Consider the following 17,179-nt stretch of genomic DNA (forward strand, 5'->3'; position numbering starts at 1 on the left):
GACCGCGTGGCGCGTGCACAATGCGCGCAAGCGCTCGCGAGCCGGCCCGCATATGGCACGGGGCCCGGCGTGAGCACGGGCCCACCTTGGCTATCCGGGAACCCCGCCAGGCAGGATCGCGGCCGAGCATCGATCGGCCGTGCGGCCGTAACGGGGCGCCGGTCCGATGGCCGCGGCGCAGTGCGACGCACGTGATGCGGAAGCGAGGTCTTCCGGTGCGCGGCGCGTTCGTCCAGAACAGTGATGAAGAACGATATTCGACCATGGCCATTCGCTCGACCTACCTGATCCTGCCCGCTGTCGCGATGCTGTTTTCCGGCTGCGCGATGCTGTCGTCGTCGCAGGAAAGCAAGCTGACCTGCCACATTCCGCGTGCCGTCTATCCGGACACCGCGAAGCCGCTCACGCGTCCGGCGACCGTGCTCGTGCGCGCGCTGATGACGACGTCAGGCGAAGCGCAGAACGTCACCGTGACGACGAGCAGCCGCAATGCGGCCGCCGATCGTGCGGCCGTCGACGCGATGACGCATGCGACCTGCGCGCAGACGGGCGCGACCGCGAATCCGTTCCTGCTGACCCAGCCGTTCGTGTTCGAGCCGCGACGCGGCGAGTGATGTCGGACGGCGTGCCCTGCACGCCGTTTTCCGTCCGGTTTTGCCGCAGGCCGGCCGCACCGTTGCGCGCGGCCGTTGCGCCGCGCGCGCCCGATGTTCAGTGCTGCGGCATCAGGTTCGCGCCGCGGCAGGCCGGTTCGGCCGAATTGCGCAGCCCGAGCATCGTGAATCCGATGCGCTCCTGGCGAATCCGCGCATAGCGCCGCGCGACTGTTTCCCCGCTCTTGCCCGTCAGATCCAGTTCGGCCTGAAAGCGGTCCTTGCTGTCCGAGCAGCCGCGCACGGGGCCGTACGCGAAGCCGGTATCGGGCGCCTTGCTTTCCGCAGTGAACGCCTGCCGGGCTTTCAGCACGGCCGCTGCGGCGGCGGGCTCGCTCCATTCGCGCGCAAGCGCATCGTCCACCTTCAGCCATTCGTCGACAAAATCCCGGCCGTTGAGCGCCGCGGGCTGCACGCGTTGCACGGTGTCGCCGTCGGCGCGGTAGCGGAAGATGCCCGGCGAGTCATGACTTCGCTGTCGAGCGAGCCGACCGTCGTGCGCAGCTCGAAGCCGTCGGGGCGTACCTTGAACCGGATTGCGTCGTCGTCGATCACGTAGCCGTGTTCGGTATGGAACACCGTGCGTTGCGTAGTCGAGCCGTTTGCCGGCGCGACCACGTTCGCGCCGAACCGGCTCCAGCGCGACGAGCACCACGGCGTGCCGTGGACGACCGCGACCTGCCCGCCGGGCAGCGCGGAGAACCAGAAGCCGCCGCCGTAGGCGCCGCCGATGTCCTTGCAATCGTCGGCCTGCCAGCGCAGCACGCGCCGCCAGCCGCCGTTTTCCCATGCGTACGCGGTGAGCAGGTTGTCGTCGCCGCACGCAATGTCGAAGCCGGCGCGCACGAAGAGGAGCGGGCGGGACGTACCGCCGCGTTCGACGTCGACGTCCGGATTGCGGCCGAACGCCGATTCGCCGTTTTTCGGCGCGGCCGACTGGGCCGACTGGGCCGGCACGCCGAGCGCGGCCGCGAGCGTGCGTTTCAGTGCAGCCGGTTCGACGTGTTCGTCGCTGCACGCGAGCCGCGCGTCGATCGCGCCGGCGAGTGCCTGTTTGTATGCGCGAAGCGCGTCGCGCAGCGGCGGCGAGATATCGACGTTGCCGCTACCGTCGCCTTGCGGATTGCGGATTGCGGACCTGCTGGACGCAGTGCTGCGCGCGGTGCGCTCGACGCTTCGCAGCATGCGCGTACCGGAGAACTGGACGAGCGTGTCGGCTTCGTCGCCCGTGCCTGCGTGATGAAAGCGCACGGTTCGCGGCGACAGCGCGGGCAGTGCCTCGATACGGTCGACGATGACGAGCCGATGCGACTTGCCGTCCTTGTCCTGTTCCCAGAAGCCGTACAGGCCTTCCGATTCCATCAGGCGATGCACGAAATTCCAGTCGTCTTCGTATTGCATGCAGAACGAGCGGGACGGCAGCGGCTGGTAGAGCTTGAAGGTGAAGCGCCCCTGGGCCTGCGGATGCTGGTTCAGCACGTCGGTGATGATGTCGTCCGCGGACCGGTCCTGCCAGATGCGCTGATCGCGGCGGAACTTCAGGAAGTGCAGGAACGACGCAAACACGATCTGATAGTGCGTGACGCCGCTGTCCGATCCGAGCCGGCGAGCGGCATGCACGTAGCCGTGGTGAGGCGCATACGACCGGTCGGCCTGCTGGATCCACAGCGTCGCCGGCTGTGCGATCAGTTTCTTGAGTTCGAGGTTGTCCGATACCGAGACGGTATCGACGGTGAACTCGAAATGGCGCCCGAGCCGCGATCGTCCCTTGACGCGATGCGGCAGCAGGACGTGGGGCCGAGCGGCGTATCCAGTTTGACAAGCCGCTCGTGCTGAACCGGTCCGGCCAGCAATGCGCTTCTTAACGCTTGCGAATTCATCACCAGCGCTCGCTTTTTTTTGTGCGGGTTCGCACGCTCTCCCGTGCGGAATCCGGTAATTGTATGAGAAAACCGGTCCTATCTCGAATTTGCAGGCGGGCGGCTACCTGGCTTTAACCCGCCGCGTCCTCCGCCTTCCAGTCCCCCGACTTCCCGCCGCGCTTTTCCCGCACGCTCACATCGGTGATCACCATCCCGCGATCGACGGCCTTGCACATGTCGTAGACGGTCAGCAGCCCGACCTGCACGGCGGTCAGCGCCTCCATCTCGACGCCGGTCCGGCCGAACGTCTCGACCTGCACGCGGCAGTGGACGCCGGGCAGCGCATCGTCGAGTTCGAAGTCGACGGCCACGCGCGTCAGCGCGAGCGGGTGGCACAGCGGAATGAGGTCGGCCGTGCGCTTTGCGCCCTGGATGGCTGCGATGCGCGCGACGCCGAGCACGTCGCCTTTCTTCGCCTTGCCGTCGCGGATCAGCGCGAACGTGGCCGGCAGCATCCGGATCGTGCCGCGCGCGATCGCGATGCGCCGGGTTTCCTGCTTGCCGCCGACGTCGACCATGTGCGCATGGCCGGCGGCATCGAAATGGGTGAGTCCTGACATGTCTTGCTCCGTGTCGACGGGCGCTTATCATAGCAGCGGCGTTCGCGTCGCCGGGGGCGCAGATCACGCATGCGCGGCACGAGACAGTCGCGCATGCGCCGGTACAATGACCCGAATATTCAGACCAAACGCCGCGATGCGCGCCCGGCGCGCGGGACGGCGTCGTTTTCATCCTGCCATGCGTGTCAAACAGTTGCTTGCCATGTCGCTGTCGGCGGCGCTCGCGTTGCCGCCGAGCGGCCATGCGCAGAGCGCGTCCGCGCCGCCGCTCGAGCCGGCGGCCGGCGGCTCCGCGCCGATTTCCACCGTGCCGCCCGGCATCGCGGCCGGCGTGTTCGGCACGTACGGCGGCGCGGAGAGCCGGTTTTCAGGCGCGGGCGGCGCGTCGGCGCCGGCTGCGAGCCTGCGTGCGCCGCTGCGCGCACTCGAGCTGCCCGACCTCGGCGACGGCTCCGGCGGTTCGCTGACGCCGCGGGCCGAGCGACGGCTCGGCGAGCGCGTGATGCGCGAAGTGCGGCGCGATCCCGACTATCTCGACGACTGGCTCGTACGCGACTACCTGAACGCGATGGCAGCGCGCCTCGCAGCCGCGGCGGCCGCGCGCTACATCGGCGGCTACACGCCGGATTTCGACCTGTTCCCGGTGCGCGATCCGCAGATCAACGCGTTCTCGATGCCGGGTGGCTTCATCGGGATCAACAGCGGGCTCGTGGTCACGACGCAGACGGAATCGGAGCTCGCGTCGGTGGTCGGCCACGAGATGGGCCACGTGCTGCAGCGGCACATCGCGCGGATGATCGGTGCTAGCGAAAAGGGCGGCTACACGGCGCTCGCGACGATGCTGCTCGGCGTGCTGGCCGGCGTGCTCGCGAGAAGCGGCGATCTCGGCAGCGCGATCGCGATGGGCGGGCAGGCGTATGCGGTGGACAACCAGTTGCGCTTCTCGCGTTCGGCCGAGCGCGAGGCCGATCGCGTCGGCTTCCAGCTGCTCGCTGGCGCAGGCTACGACCCGTACGGGATGCCGGGTTTCTTCGAGCGGCTCGAGCGCGCGTCGATGGGCGATGCGGGCGTGCCGGCCTATGCGCGCACGCACCCGCTGACCGGCGAGCGGATCGCCGACATGGAGGATCGCGCGCGCCGCGCGCCGTACCGGCAGCCGCGCCAGTCGGCCGAGTACGGGTTCGTGCGCGCGCGGCTGCGCGTCCTGCAGAACCGCGCGCCGACCGACATCTCGGCCGAGGCGCGCCGGATGCAGCTCGAGATCGACGATCGCACGGCGCCTAACGTCGCGGCGAACTGGTACGGCATCGCGCTCGCGAACACGCTGCTCGGCCAGTACGACGCGGCGGACAAGGCGCTCGCTGCGGCGCGCGGCGCGTTCGATGCGCGCGAGCGGCGCGAGGACGACCCGGCGACGAGTTCGCCGAGCCTCGACGTGCTGGCTGCCGACATCGCGCGCCGTGCGGGCCGGACCGACGACGCGGTGCGGCTCGCGGCGCTCGCGCAGCGGCGCTGGCCGGCGTCGCACGCGGCGATCGTCGCGCACCTGCAGGCGCTGATCGCCGCGCGCCGCTTCGCCGAAGCGCAGGCGCTCGCACGCGCGCAGGCGCAGGCCGATCCCGAGCAGCCGGACTGGTGGGACTACCTCGCGAAGGCGAGCGACGGCAAGGGCGACGTGCTCGCGCGGCGCCGCGCGCTCGCGGAGAAACTCGCGCTCGACGGTGCATGGCCGTCGGCGATTCGTCAGTTGAAGGAAGCGCGCGATGCGAAGGACGTGTCGTTTTACGAGCAGTCGATCATCGGCGCGCGGCTGCTGGAATTCGAGGCGCGCTACAAGGAAGAGCGCGACGACGAGAAGAATGGCCGCGGGTAGCGGCCGGCGCGCGGCGAACGCGGGAAGGGCGGGGGCGGGTCAGTTGTCGCTGTCGGCCGCGTCGCGTGCCTGTCGCGCCGGACTCGCGACGTAGCCGAACCGTGCGGGCACGTCCGCGCAGACGATGTTGCCGAGCGGCAGCGCGCGGCCGTCACGCCAGCGCAGCACGGGCGGCGCGGCGTCGAAATCCGCGTGATCGGCGAACAGCCCGAGATCGTGGTCGTGCAGCGCCGCGATGCGCGGCGGCACGCCCGCATCGCGAAACAGCACGCCGCCCCCATCGTCGAGCCATGCTTCGTCCGGTTCGAACGCGGCGCCCGTCTGGTCGGTGAGCGTGAGCTGTCCGTCGCGCTCGGCGAGCCGGACGACCCACGGCGTATAGGCGAGCTCGACGTACACGCGCTGCGGCCCGTTCTGGAAGAACCACCGGCCCCGCGCGTCGCATTCGTAGTTGCGGCCGATGAACGCATTCAGCGCCGCATGCCGGATCGGCGAGCCGAGCTCGCCGGCCGCCTGCGCCGCGTCGTCGCGCAGCCGCCATTCGCCGCGCCGGTCGAGCAGCAGCCAGCCGGTGCAGTGCGGCACGTTCGGCCATTTGGCGAGCGCCTGCCTGACGATGTCATCCATGGTCGACGAATTTCGAGCAATAGCCGAACACCCGCGCCGACAGCCAGTCGAGGCGGCCGGGGAACGGCCCGGTCATGAATCCCGCGTGCCCGCCGGCCTCGGGCTGGTCGAGCTCGACGGCCGGCGATACGTCGGCCGGGCCCGGCAGTGCCGATTCGGGCAGGAACGGGTCGTTGCGGGCGTTGAGGATCAGCGTCGGCACGTCGATCGCGGGCAGCAGCGGCCGCGTCGTCGCCTTCGTCCAGTAGTCGTCGGCGTTTGCGAAACCGTGCAGCGGCGCTGTCACGGCTTCGTCGAAGTCGCGCATCGTCACGGCCTGCAGCATCGCGTCGCGGTCGAACAGCCCCGGGTACTGGTCGAGCTTCGCGAGCGCCTTGCGCTTGAGCGTCTTCAGGAAGCTGCGCGTATAGACCATCGCGAACCCCTGCGACAGCGCGCGGCCGCCCGCATGCACGTCGATCGGCGTCGAGATCGCGGCGGCCGCCCGCAGGATCGACGTGTCGCTGCGATGCTCGCCGAGCCAGTGCAGCAGCACGTTGCCGCCGAGCGATACGCCGGCCGCGACCAGCGGCCCGCGATGCTGCGCGGCGAGCCGGCGCAGGATCCAGTCGACCTCGGCGCTATCGGCGAGATGGTAGAAGCGCGGCTGGCGGTTGATCTCGCCGCTGCAACTGCGAAAGTGCGGCACGACGGCGTGCCAGCCCTTCGCGCGCGCGGCGGCCATCATCTCGAGCGCGTAGTGCGATCCGGAACTGCCTTCGAGGCCGTGGAACAGCACGAACAGCGGCGCATCGGGCGGCGGCGCCGCACTGTCGAGATGGGCGACCCAGTCGAGATCGATGAAGTCGTGATCGGGGGTTTGCCATCGCTCTCGTCGGTAGGCGACGGCCGGTCGTCGCGCGAACAGCGCGGGCACGATGGTTTGCGCATGGCTGTTCGGCAGCCAGCGCGGTGCGCGATAGCGCAGTGTGTCGTCGTCCGGGGCCGGGGCCCCGGCGAGCGGCGAGGTGGGCGGAGAAGCCGTACTCATGATCGCCCCGCGTATGCGTTGCTTCGTCTTTTCGTCAGTGCAGCGGGCCCTGCCCATGACGGATCTTCGCGGCGAACTGCCCGGCCGCTTGTTCGGGAATCGGGCTCGCGTGGATATGCGCGATGCGCCACTCGCCGCGTTCGTGAATCATCACGTACGTGGCGAAAACCATGTCGGGTTCGGCCGTCAGGTCGGCCTGCTGATGCGCTTCGGCGATCGTGTAGACGACCGTGCCGAGGCTGTCGTAGACGCGGATGTCGAGCGGTTCGATCGTCACCGGGCGCGTCGCGAGCCGGTTGGCGAGCCCGCTGCGGATCTGGTCGAGGCCGTGCAGATGCTCGCCGTCCGCCCACACGCAGCTGGCGAAATCCTCGTCGATCCACAACGCCAGCAGCGCGTCGAGATTGGCATCGGCGACGGCCTGGTAGTAGGCGTTCAGCGTATCGGCAGCGGCTTCGAAGAGGCGGGCAAAACGTGGCATCGGGGTTGTCTCTCGCGCGCGTCGCGCGCCGTATTCAGCGCGGCGGCCCGGATGGGGCCGCCGCACACCGGTGAATCGGATTGCCCGGCGCGCCGTGCGACGCTGCCGGCCAGGGTCAGCGCTGCCCGACGAGCATGCCGCGCAAATCGCCGAATACCTGCTCGGGACCGAGTTCGCGCAGGCACTTCAGGTGGCCGAGCGGGCACTCGCGTTCGAAGCAGGGACTGCATTCGAGATGCAGCCATTGTACCTTCGCCAGGTCCGACAGCGGTGGGGTGTGGCGCGGATCGGTCGATCCGTACAGCGCGACGAGCGGCCGGCGCAGCGCGGCGGCGACGTGCATCAGCCCCGAATCGTTGGTGACGACCGCGTTCGCGCGCGCGATCAGCGCGCACGCCTCGGACAGCGACGTCTGCCCGCACAAGTTGCGCACGTTCGGCGCGTGGTCGGCGATCGCCTGCGCGGCCGCGGCGTCCTTCTGCGAGCCGAGCGCGACGATCTGCGTGTACGGGAACGACTGGTGCACGATCGTCGCGAGCGACGCGAAGTGCTCGGGCGGCCAGCGCTTGGCCGGGCCGTATTCGGCGCCCGGGCAGAATACGACGAGCGGCTTGCGTGTATCGAGATTGAAACGTGCGGACACGCGCGCCGTCTCGTTCAGGTCGGCGTCGAGGCGCGGCGCGGGCAGCGTCTTCATCGATTCGGGCAGCTTCGCGCCCGGCGCGTACGCGAGCGCCGCGTAGTGGGTCGTCATCGGCGGCCGCTCGCCCGACTTGTCGGGGTTCGCGTGCCGCACGTTCAACAGCCCGTAGCGGTGCTCGCCCGTGTAGCCGATCCGCAGCGGGATGTTCGCGAGCCACGGGATCACCGCGGACTTCAGCGAATTCGGCAGCACGTACGCCGCGTCGTAGCCGACGTCGCGCAGGTCGCTCGCGAGCTGCCAGCGGCGCAGCAGCTGCAGCTTGCCGTGCGCGAGATCGGTCGCGTAGACATCATGGATCTCGGGCATCCGCTCGAGCACGGGCGCGACCCACGAGGGCGCGACGGCATCGATCGCGATGCGGGGATGGAGCTTCTTCAGCAGCGCAAAAAGCGGCTGCGCCATCAATGCGTCACCGATCCAGTTCGGTGCGATAACCAGCGCTCGACGCATCAGGTGGACTTCCGATGTCGTAATGAAGCACGGCGCGCGGGCGCCGCGTTCGGGTTGCCAGAATGGGGAAGGGCGGCGCGCCGGGCATCCGGCTGCGCCGCCTCGCGAGCGGCGGGCCCGCGGGCCCGGCCGCCCGGGCTCAGTGGCCCTTGACGACTTCGCCGTCGCGCAGCTTGTAGCGCGTGCCGCAGTACGGGCAGCGCGCCTCGCCGTGCGAGACGTCGATGAACACGCGCGGGTGCGCGCTCCAGCGCGCCATGGCCGGGTTCGGGCAGTAGGCGGGAAGATCCTTGGCCGTCAGCTCGACCAGCGGCATTTCCTTGATTTCGCTCATGAGACTTTCTCTTATCACTCTTTTGTGGGGCGGTCGGAGGCGCGGCGCGCTCAGACCTTCGTCAGCCAGTGCGCGTACTTCGCGTTCTTGCCCGACACGATATCGAAAAACGCCGACTGGAGCTTTTCCGTGACGGGGCCGCGCGCGCCGCTGCCGATCGTGCGGTTGTCGAGCTCGCGGATCGGCGTGACTTCGGCGGCCGTGCCGGTGAAGAACGCCTCGTCGGCCGTGTAGACCTCGTCGCGCGTGATGCGCTTCTCGATCACCTCGATGCCGGCGTCCTTCGCGAGCGTGATGACCGTGTCGCGCGTGATGCCGTCGAGGCACGACGACAGGTCGGGCGTGTACAGCTTGCCGTTGTTCACGAGGAAGAAATTCTCGCCGGAGCCTTCCGACACGTAACCGTCGACGTCGAGCAGCAGCGCTTCGTCGTAGCCGTCGGCCGTCGCTTCCTGGTTTGCCAGGATCGAGTTCACGTACCAACCCGACGCCTTCGCGCGCACCATCGATACGTTCACGTGGTGGCGCGTGAACGACGACGTCTTCACGCGGATACCCTTCGCGAGGCCTTCCTCGCCGAGGTACGCACCCCACGGCCACGCGGCGATCGCGACGTGGATCGTGTTGCCCTTCGCCGACACGCCGAGCTTTTCCGAGCCGACCCAGATGATCGGGCGCAGGTAGCACGACTCGAGCTTGTTCTCGCGCACGACTTCGAGTTGCGCGGCTTCGAGCGTTTCGCGGTCGAACGGCACGTCCATCTGGAAGATCTTCGCCGAATTCAGCAGACGTTTCGTGTGCTCGCGCAGGCGGAAGATCGCGGTGCTGCCGTCGGCCGTCCGGTACGCGCGCACGCCCTCGAAGACGCCCATGCCGTAGTGCAGCGTATGGGTCAGGACGTGGATCTTGGCGTCGCGCCAGTCGATCAGCTTGCCGTCCATCCAGATCTTGCCGTCGCGGTCGGCCATTGACATAGGATTCTCCTGGGATGCGGTTGTATGCAGCGTTGAGCCGGAAAGACGCTTATTTTAGCGTCATTTGGCGACGATCCGGTCGGTCGGCGCGGGGCCGGCGCTATAATCGTCCGGCACCGATTCCAATAACGACGGGTCGTGCCGGCAGGAGGCGCCGGCGTCCCGACGAACCGCCCGCTGCGGCCCGCTTTCCCATGCTCGCTCGATTGTCCGCCACCGACCGCTTCGCGCTGATCCAGGGCGCGCGCGACTATTCCCCGACACTGATGGCGATCCTCTCCTGGGGGCTCGTCACCGGCATCGCGATGAGCAAGTCGGTGATGACGCTCGGGCAGGCGAGCGCGATGTCGCTGCTCGTCTACGCGGGCTCGTCGCAGCTCGCGGTGCTGCCGCTCCTCGCCGCGAAGCTGCCGATCTGGACCGTGCTGCTCACGGCCGCGATGGTCAACACGCGCTTCGTGATCTTCAGCGCCGGGCTTGCTCCCCATTTTTCCTACCTGCCGCTGTGGCGGCGCCTCGCGATCGGCTATTTCAACGGCGACGTGATCTACCTGCTGTTCCAGAAACAGGGCTTCGCAAACGGCCACGTGCCGGGCAAGGAAGCGTATTTCTGGGGGATGGCGCTGGCGAGCTGGGCGTCGTGGCAGGTGTCGTCGCTCGCGGGCATCCTGCTGGCGAGCTTCTTTCCCGCGAGCTGGGGGCTGGAACTGGCCGGCACGCTCGCGCTGATTCCGATCATGGTGTCGGCGGTCGCGAACCGCTCGACGCTCGCGGCCGTCGCGGTCGCGGGCATCGTGTCGCTCGTCGCGTTCGATCTGCCGTACCGGCTCGCGCTGCCGCTCGCGGTGCTCGCCGCGCTCGCGGCCGGCAGCACGGCCGATTTCTTCATCGAACGGGCCGACTGGCGGCGCATCCGCACCGAAACCGTGCACGAAAAGGAAATCGAATGAGCGCGACGGAGATCTGGATCGTCATCATCGGGATGACGATCGTCACGGCCGTCACCCGCGCGCTGTTCCTGATCGGCGGCGAGCGCACCGTGCTGCCCGAGCGCGCGCAGCGCGCGCTGCGCTACGCGCCGGCGGCCGCGCTCATCGCCGTCGTGCTGCCCGACGTGCTCGAAACGCCGGCCGGGCTGTCGTTCGCGCTGTCCAACCATCCGTTCTACGCGGCGCTCGCCGGGCTCGGCTGGTTCTTGTGGCGGCGCAGCATGCTCGGCACGATCGTCGTCGGGATGCTCGTGTTCACTGCACTGCGCGTGATTTTCTGATGGGCCGCCGTTCCGGCCGGCCGGGCATCGGCCGCTCGCGCGCGTGGATTGCTGCGCTGCGGCAACGGGGCCGTTGCCGCGCGCGATCCCAAATAGGCGGAATTCGCCGCCGCACGGGTCAGTCTGCCGGGTGGATCGGCTAGAATGCCCGTTCGAGATTTTTTACCCGTGCGCGTCATGCGAACCGCCAGCCACGGCCGCATCCGGCGCCCTTTCGCGGCAGCCCGCGCACGTCCAGCGTGAACCCCCTTTCCCCATCCACTACTTCAATCTGTTCAACATGAGCCAAGTCAAGCGTCTTACCGACCTGATCGCCGCCGGCCAGCTCGCCGGCAAGCGGGTGTTCATCCGCGCCGACCTGAACGTCCCGCAGGACGATCACGGCAACATCACCGAGGACACGCGCGTGCGCGCGTCCGTGCCGGCCATCCAGGCCGCGCTCGACGCCGGCGCGGCCGTGATGGTCACGTCGCACCTCGGCCGTCCGACCGAAGGCGAATTCAAGCCGGAGGATTCGCTCGCGCCGGTCGCGAAGCGCCTCGCCGAGCTGCTCGGCCGCGACGTGCCGCTCGTGTCGAACTGGGTCGAGAACGGCGTGAACGTCGCGCCGGGCCAGGTCGTGCTGCTCGAGAACTGCCGCGTGAACAAGGGCGAGAAGAAGAATTCGGACGAGCTCGCGCAAAAGATGGCGAAGCTCTGCGACGTGTACGTGAACGACGCGTTCGGCACCGCGCACCGCGCGGAAGCGACCACGCACGGGATCGCGAAGTACGCGCCGGTCGCGTGCGCGGGCCCGCTGCTGGCCGCCGAACTCGACGCGCTCGGCAAGGCGCTCGGCAACCCGGCGCGCCCGCTGGTGGCGATCGTCGCCGGCTCGAAGGTGTCGACCAAGCTGACGATCCTGAAGTCGCTGGCCGGCAAGGTCGACCAGCTGATCGTCGGCGGCGGCATCGCGAACACGTTCATGCTTGCGGCCGGTCTGCCGATCGGCAAGTCGCTCGCGGAAGCCGACCTCGTCAACGAGGCGAAGGCGATCATCGACGAGGCGCGCGAGCGCGGCGCGTCGGTGCCGATCCCGACCGACGTCGTGACGGCCAAGGAATTCTCGCCGACGGCCGCGGCCACGGTGAAGCAGGTCGCCGACATCGAAGCGGACGACATGATCCTCGACATCGGCCCTGATACGGCCAGGGCGCTCGCGAGCCAGCTCGAGAAGGCCGGCACGATCGTGTGGAACGGCCCGGTCGGCGTGTTCGAATTCGACCAGTTCGGCAACGGCACCAAGACGCTCGCCGAAGCGATCGCCAAATCGTCCGCGTTCTCGATCGCGGGCGGCGGCGACACGCTCGCGGCCATCGCGAAGTACGGCATCCACGACCAGGTCAGCTACATCTCGACGGGCGGCGGCGCCTTCCTCGAGTTCCTCGAGGGGAAGAAGCTGCCGGCGGTGGAAGTGCTCGAAACGCGGGCGGCCTGAGCGTGGCGGCGCGCGCAGGGGTGACGAAGGCCGCGCGCTCCGCGAAAGCGGAGCAGCCGGCCGGCGCGGGCAAGCGCAAACGCGCGCCCGCGCGGGCGAACACCGCCCCGCGCGCACCGGCGGCCGCCGGCGACGCGGCTGTGCAGCACCACGAGATTCAGAACAAAGCGATGCCGGGCGCAAGCACCGGCACGCCCCCCGGAGCGGCCGCCGCTGGGCCCGCCGTGTCCGGCTCTCGCAGCGTTTCACCCAGCGCATCCACCTTGATCCAGATGAGGAGTTTCATGCAGCGCGCCACCAAGATAGTCGCCACGATCGGCCCGGCTTCCAGTTCGCCGGAGATTCTGCTGCAGATGATGCAGGCGGGCCTCGACGTCGTGCGGCTCAATTTTTCGCACGGCACGGCCGACGATCACCGCCAGCGCGCCGAGATGGTCCGCGAGGCCGCCCGCAAGGTCGGGCGCGAGATTGCGATCATGGCCGACCTCCAGGGTCCGAAGATCCGCGTCGGCAAGTTCGAGAACGGCAAGACCACGCTCGTGCCCGGTCAGCCGTTCATCCTCGACGCGGGCTGCGAGCTCGGCAACGACGAGCGGGTAGGCCTCGACTACAAGGAACTGCCGCGCGACCTGAAGCCGGGCGACCTGCTGCTGCTGAACGACGGCTTGATCGTGCTGACCGTCGAGCGCGTGCTCGGCGACGAGATCCACACGATCGTCAAGGTGGGCGGCGAGCTGTCGAACAACAAGGGGATCAACCGCCAGGGCGGCGGCCTGTCGGCACCCGCGCTGACCGCGAAGGACATGGAAGACATCCGCACCGCGATGTCGCTCGGCGCGGACCTGGTCGCGGTATCGTTCCCGAAGAACGCGACCGACATGGAAATGGCGCGCCAGCTCGCGAATATCGCGGGCGCGCCGTACGGCATCAAGCCGAAGATGATCGCGAAGATCGAGCGCGCGGAGGCGATTCCGGCGCTGCAGAGCATCCTCGACGCGTCCGACGGCATCATGGTCGCGCGCGGCGACCTCGCGGTGGAAGTGGGCAACGCGGCCGTGCCGGCGCTGCAGAAGCGGATGATCCGGATGGCGCGCGAGTCGAACAAGCTCGTGATCACCGCGACGCAGATGATGGAATCGATGATCTACGCGCCGGTGCCGACCCGCGCGGAAGTGTCGGACGTCGCGAACGCGGTGCTCGACGGCACCGACGCGGTGATGCTGTCGGCCGAGACGGCCGCCGGCAAGTACCCGGTCGTCACGATCGAGACGATGGCGGCCGTGTGCATCGAGGCGGAAAAGTCGGAACACGTCGAGCTGGACAAGGATTTCCTCGACCGCACGTTCACGCGGATCGACCAGTCGATCGCGATGGGCGCGCTGTTCACCGCGTACCACCTGGGCGCGAAGGCGATCATCGCGCTGACCGAATCGGGCGCGACCGCGCTGTGGATGTCGCGTCACTACACGCACGTGCCGATCTTCGCGCTGACGCCGCGCGTCGGCAGCGAGCGTACGATGGCGCTGTACCGCAACGTCACGCCGCTGCACGTCGATTTCAACAGCGACCGCGACTCGGCGCTGCAGGCGGCGCTCGAGCTCGTCGTCAAGCAGGGCTACGTGCAGCACGGCGACATGGTCGTGCTGACCGTCGGCGAACCGATGGGGCAGGCGGGTGGCACCAACACGCTGAAGATCGTGCGCGTCGGCGAGCACTATTGAGTCGAGCGTTCGCCGGGCACCTGGCCGGCGAACGAGTCGATCGAATTCGATCAGGCACCGTTTTTTTCGCGCGAAAGCCGCGCGGGGTCCGAAGCCCCGCGCGGCTTTTTTTCTCTTTTTTGCCCGCTTTGTGCCGTGCGAACGTAACAAATTGCGAGTGGGCGCCACCGGGCGGTCGGAATCGGAGGCGCTTCGCGATAAAATGCGGCTATTCGACGCTCAGCCGCGCCGCGCCGCCCCGATTCGAACGAGGGCGGGTGCCGCGCCGGCGTCAGGGCGCACCGGTTTTCATTCAAGGAGTTCCACAATGCCTCTCGTATCAATGCGTCAATTGCTGGATCACGCGGCAGAGCACGGTTACGGCCTGCCGGCCTTCAACGTGAACAACCTGGAGCAGGTCCAGGCGATCATGGCGGCAGCGGACCAGGTCGGCGCGCCCGTGATCATGCAGGCATCGGCCGGTGCGCGTAAGTACGCGGGCGAGCCGTTCCTGCGCCACCTGATCGAAGCGGCGGTCGAGTCGTATCCGCACATCCCGGTCGTGATGCACCAGGATCACGGCCAGTCGCCGGCGGTCTGCATGGGCGCGATCCGCAGCGGCTTCACGAGCGTGATGATGGACGGTTCGCTCGAAGCCGACGGCAAGACGGTCGCATCGTACGAGTACAACGTCGACGTGTCGCGCAAGGTCGTCGAGATGGCTCACTCGATCGGCGTGACGGTCGAAGCCGAACTCGGCGTGCTCGGCTCGCTCGAAACGATGAAGGGCGACAAGGAAGACGGCCACGGCGCGGAAGGCACGATGACCCGCGAGCAGCTGCTGACCGATCCGGAGCAGGCGGCCGATTTCGTGAAGCTCACGCAGTGCGATGCGCTCGCGATCGCGATCGGCACGTCGCACGGCGCGTACAAGTTCTCGAAGAAGCCGACGGGCGATATCCTGTCGATCCAGCGCATCAAGGAAATCCACGCGCGCATCCCGAACACGCACCTCGTGATGCACGGTTCGTCGTCGGTGCCGCAGGAACTGCTGGAAGAAATCCGCCAGTTCGGCGGCGACATGAAGGAAACCTACGGCGTGCCGGTCGAGGAAATCCAGGAAGGCATCAAGCACGGCGTGCGCAAGATCAACATCGACACCGACCTGCGTCTCGCGATCACCGGCGCGATCCGCCGTTACCTGTTCGAGAACCCGGGCAAGTTCGATCCGCGCGACTACCTGAAGCCCGCGCGCGAAGCGGCGAAGCAGGTCTGCGTCGACCGCTACCTCGCGTTCGGCTGCGAAGGCCAGGCCGCGAAGATCAAGCCGGTGTCGCTCGACAAGATCGCCGAGCAGTACAAGTCCGGCGCGCTCGCGCAGGTCGTGCGCTGAGACTGTAGTACGATTGCCCCGCCCGATTCTTCCGCGAGGCAGGGGCGGGCAGCCAGGCCGGATATGATCCGGCCCCAGGCAGCCGTTCCGTCCGGCCGAACGAGGGCCGGCCGGCAACCGCCCGGGCCACGTCCGGCCGGTTCGCCGACGTATTGCAAGACCGCCGTTCCCGCCTGCCGCGGGGAACGGCGTTTCCCTTTTTGTTTGGCTCCTTATCTGCGAAAAGACGATGTCTACCCTTTACGAATCCACGCTCCGCTCGCTGCCGCTCCTCGGTCGCGGCAAGGTCCGCGATAACTACGCGGTCGGCAACGACAAGCTCCTGATCGTCACGACCGACCGCCTGTCGGCATTCGACGTGGTGATGGGCGAGCCGATTCCGAACAAGGGCCGCGTGCTGAACCAGATGGCGAACTTCTGGTTCGACAAGCTCGCGCACATCGTGCCGAACCACCTGACGGGCGACGCGCCGGAAGCGGTCGTCGCGGCCGACGAGGTCGAGCAGGTGAAGGGCCGCGGCGTGGTCGTCAAGCGCCTCGAGCCGATCATGATCGAAGCGGTCGTGCGCGGCTACCTGGCCGGCAGCGGCTGGAAGGAATACCAGGCGTCGGGCGCCGTGTGCGGCGTGCAGCTGCCGGAGGGCCTGCAGAACGCGCAGAAGCTGCCCGAGCCGATCTTCACGCCGGCCGCGAAGGCCGAGATGGGCGAGCACGACGAGAACATCACGTTCGAGGAAACCGAGCGCCGCATCGGCACCGAGCTGGCCGCGACGATCCGCGACATCTCGATCAGGCTGTACAAGGAAGCGGCCGACTACGCGGCGACGCGCGGCATCATCATCGCCGATACGAAGTTCGAATTCGGCCTCGACAACCACGGCAAGCTGTACCTGATGGACGAAGTGCTGACGGCCGATTCGTCGCGCTTCTGGCCGGCCGACCAGTACGAAGTCGGCACGAACCCGCCGTCGTTCGACAAGCAGTTCGTGCGCGACTGGCTCGAGGCGCAGCCGTGGGGCAAGACGGCGCCGGCGCCGGCGCTGCCGGCCGACGTCGTCGAAAAGACGGCCGCGAAGTACCAGGAAGCGCTCGAGCGCATCACCGGCCAGTCGCTCGCCTGAGCAAGGAACCGACGAAATGAGCGAAGTCCAGACTGCCCACACGCACAGCGCGCCGCTCGTCGGCGTGCTGATGGGTTCGAGTTCCGATTGGGACGTGATGAAGCACGCGGTAGCGATCCTGCAGGAATTCGGCGTGCCGTACGAAGCGAAGGTCGTGTCCGCGCACCGGATGCCCGACGAGATGTTCGACTATGCGGAGAAGGCGCGCGAGCGCGGGCTGCGCGCGATCATCGCGGGCGCCGGCGGCGCCGCGCACCTGCCCGGCATGCTGGCCGCGAAAACCACGGTGCCGGTGCTCGGCGTGCCGGTCGCGAGCAAGTACCTGAAGGGTGTCGATTCGCTGCACTCGATCGTGCAGATGCCGAAGGGCGTGCCCGTCGCGACGTTCGCGATCGGCGAGGCCGGCGCCGCGAATGCCGCGCTGTTCGCAGTGTCGATCCTGTCCGGCACGTCGGCCGATTACGCGAACCGGCTCGCCGCGTTCCGCGTGCGCCAGAACGAAGCCGCGCACGCGATGGTGCTGCCGCCGCTGGAATGACGGCGCACCGGCGGCCGCGCGTCGCGGCTGCATGATACTCCCCACTGCGGCGGGCAGCGCCCGCCGCGACCGAC

At 68.4% G+C, this 17,179-nt stretch carries 17 protein-coding genes and 2 pseudogenes; 9 read left to right on the top strand and 10 right to left on the bottom strand.

What is annotated here, in order from left to right:
• Positions 1–263: 263 nt before the first annotated feature.
• A complete protein-coding gene (locus tag DM992_RS06765) occupies positions 264–614 on the top strand; it encodes a TonB family protein (RefSeq protein ID WP_034178929.1) in 351 nt (116 codons plus the stop codon).
• A 97-nt stretch (positions 615–711) separates the two neighbouring features.
• Here DM992_RS06765 and DM992_RS43490 read toward each other — a convergent pair.
• From DM992_RS43490 to moaC, 3 genes and pseudogenes are all read right to left on the bottom strand, one after another.
• Positions 712–1,894: pseudogene (locus tag DM992_RS43490) on the bottom strand (hypothetical protein).
• Positions 1,824–2,533: pseudogene (locus DM992_RS06775) on the bottom strand (phage late control D family protein); the annotation flags it as partial. The pseudogenes DM992_RS43490 and DM992_RS06775, both read right to left, overlap by 71 nt.
• Positions 2,534–2,646: 113 nt before the next feature.
• Positions 2,647–3,135: a cyclic pyranopterin monophosphate synthase MoaC gene (gene moaC / locus DM992_RS06780; RefSeq protein ID WP_111016191.1), complete on the bottom strand. Its 489-nt coding sequence runs from the start codon at positions 3,133–3,135 to the stop codon at positions 2,647–2,649.
• 178 nt (positions 3,136–3,313) lie between these two features.
• Here moaC and DM992_RS06785 point away from each other — a divergent pair, with 178 nt between their 5' ends.
• The gene (locus DM992_RS06785) at positions 3,314–5,008 is read left to right on the top strand and encodes a M48 family metalloprotease (RefSeq protein WP_111016192.1); all 1,695 of its coding nucleotides are present in this window, start codon (positions 3,314–3,316) and stop codon (positions 5,006–5,008) included.
• Between the two features lie 39 nt (positions 5,009–5,047).
• Here the strand turns inward: DM992_RS06785 and DM992_RS06790 are convergent, their stop codons facing one another.
• The 6 genes from DM992_RS06790 to DM992_RS06815 all read right to left on the bottom strand — a co-directional run bounded on the left by DM992_RS06790 (position 5,048) and on the right by DM992_RS06815 (position 9,607).
• The gene (locus DM992_RS06790; protein WP_111016193.1) at positions 5,048–5,635 is read right to left on the bottom strand and encodes a DUF2946 family protein; all 588 of its coding nucleotides are present in this window, start codon (positions 5,633–5,635) and stop codon (positions 5,048–5,050) included.
• The gene (locus DM992_RS06795) at positions 5,628–6,665 is read right to left on the bottom strand and encodes a hydrolase (RefSeq protein ID WP_111017843.1); all 1,038 of its coding nucleotides are present in this window, start codon (positions 6,663–6,665) and stop codon (positions 5,628–5,630) included. The genes DM992_RS06790 and DM992_RS06795 overlap by 8 nt, the downstream gene beginning before the upstream one ends.
• A gap of 34 nt (positions 6,666–6,699) precedes the next feature.
• Positions 6,700–7,146, bottom strand: a complete 447-nt coding sequence (locus DM992_RS06800; protein WP_034178922.1) for a nuclear transport factor 2 family protein — start codon at positions 7,144–7,146, stop codon at positions 6,700–6,702.
• 115 nt (positions 7,147–7,261) lie between these two features.
• Positions 7,262–8,299: a lipopolysaccharide heptosyltransferase II gene (waaF, locus tag DM992_RS06805; protein ID WP_072442744.1), complete on the bottom strand. Its 1,038-nt coding sequence runs from the start codon at positions 8,297–8,299 to the stop codon at positions 7,262–7,264.
• A 139-nt stretch (positions 8,300–8,438) separates the two neighbouring features.
• Entirely contained in the window at positions 8,439–8,633 is a 195-nt protein-coding gene (locus tag DM992_RS06810) for a zinc-finger domain-containing protein (protein WP_006749970.1), read from the bottom strand.
• A gap of 50 nt (positions 8,634–8,683) precedes the next feature.
• A complete protein-coding gene (locus DM992_RS06815) occupies positions 8,684–9,607 on the bottom strand; it encodes a branched-chain amino acid transaminase (RefSeq protein WP_111016194.1) in 924 nt (307 codons plus the stop codon).
• A 194-nt stretch (positions 9,608–9,801) separates the two neighbouring features.
• Here DM992_RS06815 and DM992_RS06820 point away from each other — a divergent pair, with 194 nt between their 5' ends.
• The 3 genes from DM992_RS06820 (at position 9,802) to DM992_RS06830 (ending at position 12,354) form a co-directional block, all read left to right on the top strand.
• On the top strand, positions 9,802–10,557 hold the full coding sequence (locus tag DM992_RS06820) for an AzlC family ABC transporter permease (RefSeq protein ID WP_111016195.1): 756 nt from the start codon (positions 9,802–9,804) through the stop codon (positions 10,555–10,557).
• Positions 10,554–10,877 (top strand): AzlD domain-containing protein, encoded by a 324-nt coding sequence (locus DM992_RS06825; RefSeq protein WP_111016196.1) that lies wholly within the window; start codon positions 10,554–10,556, stop codon positions 10,875–10,877. The genes DM992_RS06820 and DM992_RS06825 overlap by 4 nt, the downstream gene beginning before the upstream one ends.
• A 280-nt stretch (positions 10,878–11,157) precedes the next feature.
• Positions 11,158–12,354 (top strand): phosphoglycerate kinase, encoded by a 1,197-nt coding sequence (locus DM992_RS06830; protein WP_111016197.1) that lies wholly within the window; start codon positions 11,158–11,160, stop codon positions 12,352–12,354.
• 157 nt (positions 12,355–12,511) lie between these two features.
• Here the strand turns inward: DM992_RS06830 and DM992_RS43355 are convergent, their stop codons facing one another.
• Positions 12,512–12,640 (bottom strand): hypothetical protein, encoded by a 129-nt coding sequence (locus tag DM992_RS43355; protein WP_275427574.1) that lies wholly within the window; start codon positions 12,638–12,640, stop codon positions 12,512–12,514.
• Between DM992_RS43355 and pyk the strand changes: the two genes are divergently transcribed.
• The 4 genes from pyk (at position 12,639) to purE (ending at position 17,105) form a co-directional block, all read left to right on the top strand.
• Positions 12,639–14,075: a pyruvate kinase gene (pyk, locus tag DM992_RS06835; RefSeq protein ID WP_111016198.1), complete on the top strand. Its 1,437-nt coding sequence runs from the start codon at positions 12,639–12,641 to the stop codon at positions 14,073–14,075. The genes DM992_RS43355 and pyk overlap by 2 nt on opposite strands.
• A 307-nt stretch (positions 14,076–14,382) precedes the next feature.
• The gene (gene fba / locus DM992_RS06840) at positions 14,383–15,447 is read left to right on the top strand and encodes a class II fructose-bisphosphate aldolase (RefSeq protein WP_034178916.1); all 1,065 of its coding nucleotides are present in this window, start codon (positions 14,383–14,385) and stop codon (positions 15,445–15,447) included.
• A 229-nt stretch (positions 15,448–15,676) separates the two neighbouring features.
• The gene (locus DM992_RS06845; protein WP_027785305.1) at positions 15,677–16,567 is read left to right on the top strand and encodes a phosphoribosylaminoimidazolesuccinocarboxamide synthase; all 891 of its coding nucleotides are present in this window, start codon (positions 15,677–15,679) and stop codon (positions 16,565–16,567) included.
• A 16-nt stretch (positions 16,568–16,583) separates the two neighbouring features.
• Positions 16,584–17,105 (top strand): 5-(carboxyamino)imidazole ribonucleotide mutase, encoded by a 522-nt coding sequence (gene purE / locus DM992_RS06850; RefSeq protein WP_006763511.1) that lies wholly within the window; start codon positions 16,584–16,586, stop codon positions 17,103–17,105.
• Positions 17,106–17,179 lie beyond the last annotated feature (74 nt).

Origin of the sequence: Burkholderia sp. JP2-270 (genome assembly GCF_003233675.1) — a bacterium.
GTDB lineage: Bacteria > Pseudomonadota > Gammaproteobacteria > Burkholderiales > Burkholderiaceae > Burkholderia > Burkholderia pyrrocinia_C.